This is a genomic window from Enterococcus raffinosus, assembly GCF_018917525.1.
Taxonomy (GTDB): domain Bacteria; phylum Bacillota; class Bacilli; order Lactobacillales; family Enterococcaceae; genus Enterococcus_A; species Enterococcus_A raffinosus_A.
In genome coordinates this window covers 95,843-106,350 of record NZ_JAHLOS010000012.1, presented here as the reverse complement: position 1 = coordinate 106,350, position 10,508 = coordinate 95,843, and the positions used below count along the sequence as shown (strand labels likewise).

The following is a 10,508-nucleotide window of genomic DNA, read 5'->3' as shown; positions in this document are numbered from 1 at the left end:
GAAGAATTGACAGAAGCGGATTTCTCATTTGTATTGGCCGATCTTGTGCGTCACATTTTTATGCGCACACGATCGAATAGCGCACTGCGCCGTTATTATGTCTTCTTTACAGAATATTTCGAAAAGAAGGAATGGCGTTTATTAGAAATTAAATTGTTTCCAGCGAAAACTTATGTTGCAGAAAAGCTGAAAACGTTATTTACTCAATTTATCAAAGAACCGTTGGCAGGATTGGTCGGTTCATGACGAAGACCTGCGGAGAAACTATACAAGTAAAAGAAACTAGGAAGGAATGGAACAATGCAAACAACCTATACATTAGCTGCAGAGTTTGGTAAAAGCGATGGCAAGTCCCATCGGTTGCGTATAAAGAATTTTGATTTCACCAAATCAGCAGAAGAGATTAAAGCGTCACTAACAAAATTAACGAAACTAAAACTATTCGAAAAAAATGGTGTTGAATTATTTCAGGAAGTGCGCCGTGCCAAAGTCATCAAACGAACGGAAAGAATGATTTTTGATGATAAACAGGTGGCGGAAAGCGCCGCTCAGCCTCAGACTGAACCAATGGCAGCTGTCCAAGCAGTAGAAGAACCAATACAACAGGTGCAGGCACCTGACAGCAAGAAAATAGTACAAGAAACCATCCGTATTCCGGAGGATTTAACCATTACCGAAGAATGGCCACAGCCGAACTGCTTGGTCCAAACAATTGAGCTACCAAGCGGCTACCATTCGTGGGATCTGAATGAAAGTCAAGCTTTTGTGTTGATCAATGCGTGTTTTCCAGCGGGAATTGAACCAATGGATATCAAAGCAGACGACGAATCCGTCCCAGCGAAGCTGATTGTTACAGGAGAGCGCAAGGAAGAGGCGCCTCAGGAGGCGATCGTTACCGCAGTGAACAAGGAATCGCCACCAGCAAAACCTAAGAAAAAACGAAAACGGTTACTCGAGCGAATTCGCAAGCGTGAATAACTAATTGTGTCCAGTTCATCATAAAAATCCAACGTTGGTATGAGGTGGACGATAATTTACATCATTTCCTTAAGTAAACAGAATTTTTTAGCCTGCTATCCAGCGGGCTATTTGTCGTGAAAATACAAACTTTTGCAAGAATTGATTGAGGGATTATGATAGAATAAAATGATAAAAAACTGTTATGTTTCATATTGTCCGTTTGTTTCACGAGGGAGAAACAAAAAAGAATTGATTTTTCGCGTTTTTTGCTTAAGTTTTTGGTTTGTAATCTCTATGTAATATTAGAGTAGCTGTGTAAAACTCAAAACCCGAACAAAGAGTTTAGAAAAAGCTTAGTCTCGCTTATTTTTTTCCTTTTTAAAATTTTTCTATGTTATAATGTTGAATCAAGATAGGAGGGAAGCAAAATGGAAAATATTTCTTCTGATTTTGCCATTAAAGTATTACAAGAGGATGCTGACCGAATCAAACTGTTGATTCGCAATCAAACAAATAGCCTTTGTATCTCTCAATGTAAAGCCTTCGAGGAAGTTGTCGATACACAGATGTATGGCTTCTCCCGTCAGGTCTTCTTTGCTGAAAAGGTTGGTATATTGAAGCGCGGAGAAGGACAGAAGATGCTTAGCGAATTGGAAGCAGAGCTGAATCGTTTATATACGGAATTGTACGAGACTCGTCAAGATATGACGGATGCCGGCTGGGAGGCTTAACTCTTGCCTACGAAGATAAAGAAACGTCATTTTTTAGATTATAGTATTTTAATTCCTTATTTGATTTTAACTGTGATTGGCTTGATTTTTGTCTATAGTTCAACTTCCTATTTATTGATTACGAATAATGCGAATCCAACAAGCTTGGTAATGAACCAGGGAATCTTTTGGGTTTTAAGTTTAGTTGCGATTAGTTTGATGTACAAGATGAAGACAGACGTGCTGAAAAGTCAGCAGCTGATCATTTTTGTTACGTATCTGATCTTTATATTATTGATTGTCGTTCTTTTTTTTGGTGATGAACGAAATGGTGCTAAAGGTTGGATCGATATCGGAGGCTTCACTATGCAGCCGGCTGAATACTTGAAGATCATGGTTATCTGGTACCTTTCATATATTTTATCGAAACGTCAGGAAACGATCCAAGACAATTTTGTCAGTGATATGAAACGTCCATTGATCTTAGTTTTTGCTATGATCTTTTTAGTAGCTATTCAACCCGACATGGGGAATGCGGCAATCATCACTTTACTGGCGTTGATTTTGCTGTTGGCTAGTGGAGTAAACTGGGTTTACAGCTTGATTATCGGTGGTGTTGGGATTACTGGAAGTTTTCTAGTCATCGAATTTTTGACTCATTTTGGTGATAAGGTTCTTCCTGGAAAGCTGAAATATATTGCTAGTCGTTTTGAAAGCTTTAAAAATCCATTCAAATTCGAATTGGATACCGGTCATCAAATGGTCAACGGCTATTATGCGATGTTTAATGGTGGCTGGTTTGGCCGCGGTCTTGGGAATAGTATTGAGAAAAAAGGTTTTTTAAGTGAAGCTCATACTGACTTTATCTTTTCTATTGTAATAGAAGAAGTTGGTTTGATCGGCGCTTTTGTTATATTAGCAATTTTGATTTTTATGATCGCACGAATTTACTTGGTTGGAATTCGTTCGAAGAAGCCTTTCAATTCTTTGATTTGTATTGGAATTGGAAGTTTGTTGTTATTACAAGTTTTTATTAATCTTGGTGGTATTTTGGGAATTATTCCTTTGACTGGGATCACGTTCCCGTTTTTGAGTCAAGGAGGAAATAGCTTACTCGTATTGTCAGTCGGCGTGGCATTTGCATTAAATATCAGTGCGGATGAAAAACGAACGAAGCTTGCGATCGAGTATGAATACTTAAAAAGTCAGGAGTGAAGTGCATGAAAAAGGTATTGGTAGCAAATAGAGGAGAAATTGCAACGCGGGTTTTTCGCGCGTGTAGCGAATTAAACATTAAAACGGTGGCGATCTTCGCAGAGGAGGATCAATATTCGGTCCATCGCTTTAAATCAGATGAGGCATATTTAGTCGGTAAAGGGAAAAAACCGATTGATGCCTATCTAGATATTGAGGATATTATCCGAGTAGCGAAAGAAGCAAAGGTGGATGCCATTCACCCAGGCTATGGCTTCCTTTCAGAAAACTTGGAATTCGCGAAGCGTTGTCGCGAGGAGGGTCTTATTTTTGTGGGGCCTGAGTTGCATCATTTAGATATTTTCGGCGATAAGATCAAAGCAAAAACGGCTGCGTTAGAGGCTGGAATTCCGTCAATTCCTGGTTCTGATGGTCCGGTGGACACGATTGAAGGCGTCTTGGAATTTGCTGAATCACATGGTTACCCGATCATGATCAAAGCAGCGCTAGGCGGCGGTGGTCGCGGGATGCGCGTGGCTCATGATGAAAAAGAGGCTCGTGAAGGCTATGATCGTGCTAAAAGTGAAGCGAAAGCGGCTTTCGGGAATGATGAAATCTACGTTGAAAAATATGTTGCCAATCCTAAACATATTGAGGTTCAAATTTTAGGGGATACTCATGGAAATGTTTTGCATTTATTTGAGCGGGATTGTTCCGTGCAACGCCGTCATCAAAAGGTTGTCGAAGTGGCGCCATGTATTTCCTTGAATAGCGAGCAACGGGAAAAAATCTGCCAAGCCGCTGTTCAATTAATGAAACACGTAGGTTATGTTAACGCCGGAACCGTTGAGTTCTTAGTCGAAGGCGATAACTTCTATTTTATTGAAGTAAATCCACGGGTCCAAGTAGAGCATACGATTACTGAATTAATCACCGGTGTGGATATCGTTACTTCTCAATTAATGATCGCTCAAGGCAAAGATTTGCATAAGGAAATCGGACTGCCTAAGCAAGAAGATGTGCAAATGTCTGGTGCCGCGATCCAATGTCGTGTGACGACTGAAGATCCGTTGAATGGTTTTATGCCTGACACCGGTAAGATTGATACGTACCGTTCACCAGGTGGTTTTGGAGTGCGTTTAGACGTGGGAAATGCCTATGCTGGAGCAACAGTAACGCCATACTTTGATTCTTTATTAGTAAAAGTCTGTACCCATGCCTTGAACTTTGATCAAGCAATCGAAAAAATGCAGCGTTGTTTAATTGAGTTCCGAGTTCGCGGAGTGAAGACAAATATTCCTTTCATGCACAATGTGATTAGTCATCCCGTTTTCCAAAGTGGCGATGCGAAAACGACATTTATTGACAATACACCTGAGTTGTTTGAGTTTCCACGCGTTCGTGACCGTGGGAATAAAACGATGCGTTATATTTCTGAAATCACAGTTAACGGCTTCCCGGGAATTGAAAAACAAGAAAAACGTTATTTCGAAACGCCTCGGGCACCAAAAATCGAGAAAAGAGAAATTATTACTGCGAAAAATATCTTGGATCAATCGGGCCCAGAAGCAGTTGCTAAATGGGTTAAAGAACAGGATTCTGTCTTATTGACCGATACAACTTTCCGTGACGCGCATCAAAGCTTACTGGCTACGCGAGTTCGTACACACGACCTTCTAAATGTAGCCCAAGCGACTGGAGAAGGTATTCCTGAATTGTTCTCAAGCGAGATGTGGGGCGGGGCTACTTTTGATGTTGCTTATCGTTTCTTAACGGAGGATCCTTGGAAGCGTCTGAAATTATTACGTAAAGCAATGCCGAATACATTGCTGCAAATGCTATTCCGTGGCTCAAATGCAGTCGGCTATTCTAATTATCCCGACAATGTATTAGAAGAATTTATCAAAGAAGCTGCTCATAACGGCATAGATGTTTTCCGTATCTTTGATAGCTTAAACTGGGTTCCGCAAATGGAAAAAAGCATTCAATATGTTCGTGATGCGGGCAAAATTGCTGAAGCAGCGATTTGCTATACGGGGGATATCCTAGATCCTAACCGTACGAAGTACAACGTTGACTACTATAAAGGCATGGCGAAGGAATTGGAATCAATCGGTGCTCATATGATTGCAATCAAGGATATGGCTGGTCTATTGAAACCGCAGGCTGCCTTCCGTTTGATCAGTGAGTTGAAAGAAACAACTGATTTACCGATTCATCTGCATACACATGATACTTCCGGAAACGGACTTATCACACTTTCTGCGGCTGTTAAAGCAGGAGTGGATGTTGTTGACGTTGCAACCAGCGCGATGAGCGGAGCAACCAGTCAACCAAGTATGAGCAGTTTGTATTTTGCTCTACAGTACGGAGATCGTACGCCTGAGTTGAATTTGAAGAACGTTCGTCAAATCAATCACTATTGGGAAGACGTTCGTCCATACTATGCAAGCTTTGAAAATGGCATTATGGCTGCTCAAACAGAAGTCTATAATCATGAAATGCCTGGCGGACAATACTCAAATCTGCAACAGCAAGCTAAAGCTGTCGGTTTAGGCGATAAATGGGATGAAATTAAAGAAATGTACCAAACTGTAAATTTGATGTTTGGTGATATTGTAAAAGTAACGCCATCTTCTAAAGTGGTTGGTGACATGGCATTGTTTATGGTGCAAAACGAACTGACAGAAGAAGATATCTATGATCATGGAGATGAGTTAAGTTATCCAGAGTCAGTTGTCAGCTTTTTCCAAGGAGAACTTGGTCAACCTGTTGGCGGCTTCCCTGAAAAACTGCAGCGCATCATTTTACAAGGACGTCCAGCAATGCAAGAACGTCCAGGTAAATTTGCTGAGGCAGTCAATTTTGAAAAAGTGAAGCAAGAATTACAAGAGTTAATCGGCTTTGAGCCAAGTAAGACAGATGTATTAAGCTATTTGATGTATCCGCAAGTCTTCCTAGATTATCAAAAATCTTATGGTCAATTTGCAGATGTTACATTGTTAGATACACCAACCTTCTTTACTGGCATGCGCCTTGGTGAGACAATCAACGTTCAAATTGAAAAAGGGAAAACCTTGATTATTCGTTTAGATGAAATCGGGGAAGCAGATGTAGAAGGAAATCGGACACTCTTCTTCAACTTAAACGGTCAACGTCGTGAAATTCTCGTTAAGGATGCGTCAATCAAGAGTGCCGTCCAAACGAAACGTAAAGTTGAGCCAACTAATCGTGAGCAAATCGGGGCGACAATGACTGGATCGGTCTTGAAGGTCTTAGTGAAAAAAGGCGATCATGTTGAGAAGGGTCAACCATTGCTGATTACCGAAGCGATGAAGATGGAGACATCTATTGATGCACGTTTTGCAGGCGAAGTATCACATTTATACGTTGAAGAGGGCGAAAGCATTTCTTCCGGTGATTTATTAATTGAAGTAAAAGAAAAATAAGCAGTATTAAGTAGGAGCGTTGTTGTGTGAAAAGAGTGATTGGTTTTCTTAGTATTTTATGTTTGGTTTTGATTGGTTACTATTTGCAGCCAGTCCTCTTTCCGCCTACGCAAAAGCAAGTACCAGTTGAACAAAAAAATCAAGTGGTGCGTCATAAAGCGTTGAAGCATCAAACAATCAAGACAGAAGGCTACGCACAATACATTTCTCAATCTATCGAGGCTTTTGAACAAAAGTTTGGTCATCCGACAAAGATAGAAGATAGTGGATTTTTCTTTCAAACTAGGGATTATGAGCTTGAGCGTGGTATTTTGGAAGTGAATGTAGAAGCTGGAAAAGTCAGTACAATCAAAGTAATGGCAAAAAAAGCAGATGTTAAACCATTTAAGTTTGGCATGACCAGCAGTCAGCTGTCTGATCAAATCAACTTATCAGCAGATTTTGCTTTGACCTATGACGAAGAGCCTGTGGCGATCGAATTGAGTGAGAATGATATGCGCTTCCGTCCATTGATCGCTTTTGAAAATAATACGTTTGCGATGCTTTTTTTCAATAGTGATAAAGAAAAGCTGATAGGTGTCGTTTATTTAGACTTGGAAAATTTATTGCGTTTGATGCCCTACCAGATTAATAGCGGAAATCCTTTAGCGAACCGTGTACAAGAGAGTAATCTTGATTGGAATGTGTTGAATACACAAAAGCAATCACGGACGATTGATGCGATTAATCAGTACCGTAGTTTAAATAAATTGCCTAAATTAATGGTGCCGGATAAATCAATGGACGATAGTAAGAAGCTTTTAAAAAGTTTCTTAACAACACCTAAAAGAGTGCTGTCTAATGAGCGTCTAGAAGAGTGGCAGACCGATCAAGGGGCGCACTTGAGCAATTTGTCTTTTGAGTTATCTGCAGCTGAGTTTAAGGATTTAGCTAAACATGACAAAATCGACTACCAAAGCGGCTTGTTTTATTCACCAATGGTTGATCCTTTATTCAACCTATTTAATTGGATTAGTCAAGAGCATTTGAATGAAGTATTTAGTGTATCTGAGGCGGATCTTGGCGTTGCAATTAATCAAGAAAGTGTGCTAGTCTTGTTACAGGAACCAGAAAAAACAAAGGATAGTGAATAAGTTGATTATTAATGACGCTTTCTTTCAGCTAGAGGACCAGAATCAAGTACTGATTCAGGAAATACTAGCGAGTCAAAGCTATAAAAACTATCTGCTGACAAGAACAGAGATGAACACTAGTCCAGAAGTTGCAAAGCTTAAAAAGGCTTTTCTAAGAGACAAAGATAAATTCGAACAAATCGCGAGTTATGGTGAGTATGCACCTGATTACCGCCAACAGCAGCGAAAGGTTCGATTGAGTAAACGTGCCCTCGATCTTAATGAGAAAGTAGCAGCCTTTCGTTTAGCAGAAACGGATCTCCAACAGTTATTAGATGAAGTTGGTCAACGTATCGCACAGACGATTTCAGTGGAGATCAAGGTTGATGCTGGAAATCCTTTTTTTGAAACAGGGAATCATAGTTGTAAGGGGAATTGTCATGGATAATACTGAATTTATAATGCAAAAAAGACGAGGGATAATCGTTTGGGTATATTCCTTGAAGCAATTAAAAACCTTGAAACGATATGGCTTGGTTCATTTTGTCTCAAGAAAAATGAAATATGTGGTATTGTATGTGAATGAAGAGACAGTTGAAGAAGTGGAAGAAAAGCTTCAGGCGTTACATTTTGTGCGCCAAGTGGAACGGTCCTATCGTCCAGATATTGAAATGAATTTTGCGGATCGGATTGGAACGAAGGCTGCTTATCAAGTGAAAGATGATGATGAGTTGGATGTAGTAGAAGCCAATACGAAGATTCGATTAGCAGAAACAGTCTAAGTAAGGTGAAAAATGTCTGATTTTTTCAAACATTTTTCATCTTTTTCTTTGATAATAAGAATATTCGTTCGAGTTTTTTCAAGCTTTATTTACTAGCTTTAATTAGTAGAGAGATTTAGTAGGAAAGAGAGGCATGGGGATCATGCGTGTAGTTGCAGGTGAATTTGGCGGTCGGAAGTTAAAAACATTAACGGGGAACAATACACGACCCACGACAGATAAAGTGAAGGGCGCGATGTTTAACATGATTGGACCTTACTTTGACGGGGGGACTGCATTGGACTTGTTTTCTGGCAGCGGTTCGCTTGGAATAGAGGCAGTTTCCCGCGGAATGGATCAAGCGGTTCTAGTCGAGAAAAACTATCGAGCAATGGAAATTGTTCGTGAAAATGTTGCGATGACTAAAAATGAAGCGTCCTTTCAGTTAATGAAGATGCCGGCAAATCAAGCCATTAAACAATTGGCAGAAGGTGATCAGAAATTTGATCTAGTGCTTTTAGACCCGCCCTACGCGAAGCAGGAAATTGTAAAGCAAATTGAAATGCTGCTTGAACATGAGTTATTAACGAATCAGGCGACGGTTGTTTGTGAGACCGATAAGGCTGTGGTGCTGCCAGAGACAATTGGTCAGTTAAAAGAACGTAAGCGTCATGATTACGGCATCACTGCTGTAACTATCTATGATTGGGAGGATTAAGATGAAACGAATCGCGCTTTTTCCCGGCAGTTTTGATCCATTAACAATGGGGCATATGGATACGATAGAACGGGGAGCGAAATTGTTTGATGAGTTGATCATCGGCGTTTTCGTAAATACAAGTAAAAAGAGTTACTTTACTTCGGAAGAAAAACTTGCTATCGTAAAGGAATCTGTCAAACATATCCCGAATGTGCGTGTGATCACTCAAGAGAACGAATTAACCGTGTCTGTAGCCGAAAAGCTTGGGGCAAAATTTCTATTGCGAGGAATCCGCAGTATAAAAGATTATGAGTATGAAAAAGAGATCGCATTAATGAATCGACATCTTGATCAAGAACTAGAAACAGTCTTTTTACTGGCGGAGCCAAAATATAGTCATATTAGTTCGTCAATTTTAAAAGAAGTATGGACATTTAATGGGGATGTCAAAGAATATTTGCCTGAGGCAGTTTATCAGGCGTTGGAAGAGAAGCGTGAGAATAGTGAAAAATAATAAACTTGTCAAACGATTAGCCCTTATTTTCTTAGCCTTAGTAGTAGTTGCCTGTGTGGTCGTGCCGATTCCGTACTACATCGAAGAGCCTGGAGAGACAATCGACCTGAAAGAATTGATTACTGTTAATGATAAAAAAGATGAAGATAAAGGTTCCTTCAGTTTAACTTCTGTCGGAATTCGGCGAGCCACCGTTTTTACTGCGATCAAATCAAAGATCGAACCATTCCATGAAATTATTTCTGCGGATGAACTGACTGGCGGTGCCAGCGATGATGAATACATGCAGATTCAAAAATTCAATATGGAGACATCTCAGAATTTTGCGATTGAGCAGGCATTAAAATTGGCAAATAAACCTTACGAGATGAAGTATAAAGGGGTCTATGTGCTGGGTGTTGAAAAGAATTCAAACTTTTTTGGAAAGATCAGTGTGGGGGACACGGTCACGAAGGCCGATGGGAAAACTTTTACCAGCAGCGAAGATTTTATGAAATATGTAAAATCGCAAAAAGTTGGTCAGAAAATGAAGGTAACCTACACACATGATGGGGAAACAAAGGAAGCTACAGAGAAATTGATTAAGCTTCCCACCGATAAAAAGCCGGGAATTGGCATCACATTGACTGACCACACAGAGATCGATTCACAGGAGAAAGTGAAAGTTGATGCCGGAGATATCGGGGGTCCTTCAGCTGGTTTAATGTTTACATTGGAAATCTATGAACAACTAGTTGACAAGGATTTACGTCAGGGTAAAAAAATCGCTGGAACAGGAACGATCAATTCAGAGGGAGAAGTTGGTCGAATCGGTGGTATCGATAAAAAAGTTGCTAGTGCCGCTGCCAGCGACAATAAAATATTCTTTGCACCTGATGATGAGATCACCAAAGAGATGAAAAAAGCGCAGCCTGGCATCAAGTCAAACTATGAAGAAGCCAAAGCGGCCGCCAAAGAATTAAAGACCGATATGAAGATTGTACCCGTTAAAACGGTACAGGATGCGTTAGACTATTTAGAAAAAATGAAATAAATATTATAAATGAGTCGCCGTTTATTCGTGAAAAGGAGCTGACCCAAAAGTCTTTTAGGCTTTTGGTCAGCTCCT

General features: G+C 40.2%; 10 protein-coding genes and 1 pseudogene. All 11 read left to right on the top strand.

What is annotated here, in order from left to right; all coding sequences use genetic code 11:
• Positions 1-246 (top strand): annotated as a pseudogene (locus tag KQI58_RS10060) (hypothetical protein); the annotation flags it as partial.
• A gap of 54 nt (positions 247-300) precedes the next feature.
• Positions 301-978: a DUF2922 family protein gene (locus KQI58_RS10055; RefSeq protein ID WP_216408793.1), complete on the top strand. Its 678-nt coding sequence runs from the start codon at positions 301-303 to the stop codon at positions 976-978.
• A 410-nt stretch (positions 979-1,388) separates the two neighbouring features.
• On the top strand, positions 1,389-1,691 hold the full coding sequence (locus tag KQI58_RS10050) for a YlaN family protein (protein WP_216408792.1): 303 nt from the start codon (positions 1,389-1,391) through the stop codon (positions 1,689-1,691).
• A gap of 3 nt (positions 1,692-1,694) precedes the next feature.
• Positions 1,695-2,885, top strand: a complete 1,191-nt coding sequence (locus tag KQI58_RS10045) for an FtsW/RodA/SpoVE family cell cycle protein (protein WP_216408790.1) — start codon at positions 1,695-1,697, stop codon at positions 2,883-2,885.
• 5 nt (positions 2,886-2,890) lie between these two features.
• Positions 2,891-6,313, top strand: a complete 3,423-nt coding sequence (locus KQI58_RS10040) for a pyruvate carboxylase (RefSeq protein WP_216408788.1) — start codon at positions 2,891-2,893, stop codon at positions 6,311-6,313.
• Positions 6,314-6,339: 26 nt separating this feature from the next.
• The gene (locus KQI58_RS10035) at positions 6,340-7,446 is read left to right on the top strand and encodes a CAP-associated domain-containing protein (RefSeq protein WP_216408785.1); all 1,107 of its coding nucleotides are present in this window, start codon (positions 6,340-6,342) and stop codon (positions 7,444-7,446) included.
• 1 nt (position 7,447) lies between these two features.
• Positions 7,448-7,873: a YlbF family regulator gene (locus KQI58_RS10030; protein ID WP_216408783.1), complete on the top strand. Its 426-nt coding sequence runs from the start codon at positions 7,448-7,450 to the stop codon at positions 7,871-7,873.
• The gene (locus tag KQI58_RS10025) at positions 7,860-8,207 is read left to right on the top strand and encodes a YlbG family protein (protein WP_216408807.1); all 348 of its coding nucleotides are present in this window, start codon (positions 7,860-7,862) and stop codon (positions 8,205-8,207) included. Before KQI58_RS10030 ends, KQI58_RS10025 begins: the two co-directional genes overlap by 14 nt.
• 133 nt (positions 8,208-8,340) lie before the next feature.
• Entirely contained in the window at positions 8,341-8,904 is a 564-nt protein-coding gene (gene rsmD / locus KQI58_RS10020; protein ID WP_301282195.1) for a 16S rRNA (guanine(966)-N(2))-methyltransferase RsmD, read from the top strand.
• Position 8,905: 1 nt separating this feature from the next.
• Positions 8,906-9,400, top strand: coding sequence for a pantetheine-phosphate adenylyltransferase (gene coaD / locus KQI58_RS10015; RefSeq protein WP_216408781.1), 495 nt, complete (start codon positions 8,906-8,908; stop codon positions 9,398-9,400).
• Positions 9,381-10,433, top strand: coding sequence for a SepM family pheromone-processing serine protease (locus tag KQI58_RS10010; RefSeq protein WP_437177516.1), 1,053 nt, complete (start codon positions 9,381-9,383; stop codon positions 10,431-10,433). The genes coaD and KQI58_RS10010 overlap by 20 nt, the downstream gene beginning before the upstream one ends.
• Positions 10,434-10,508 lie beyond the last annotated feature (75 nt).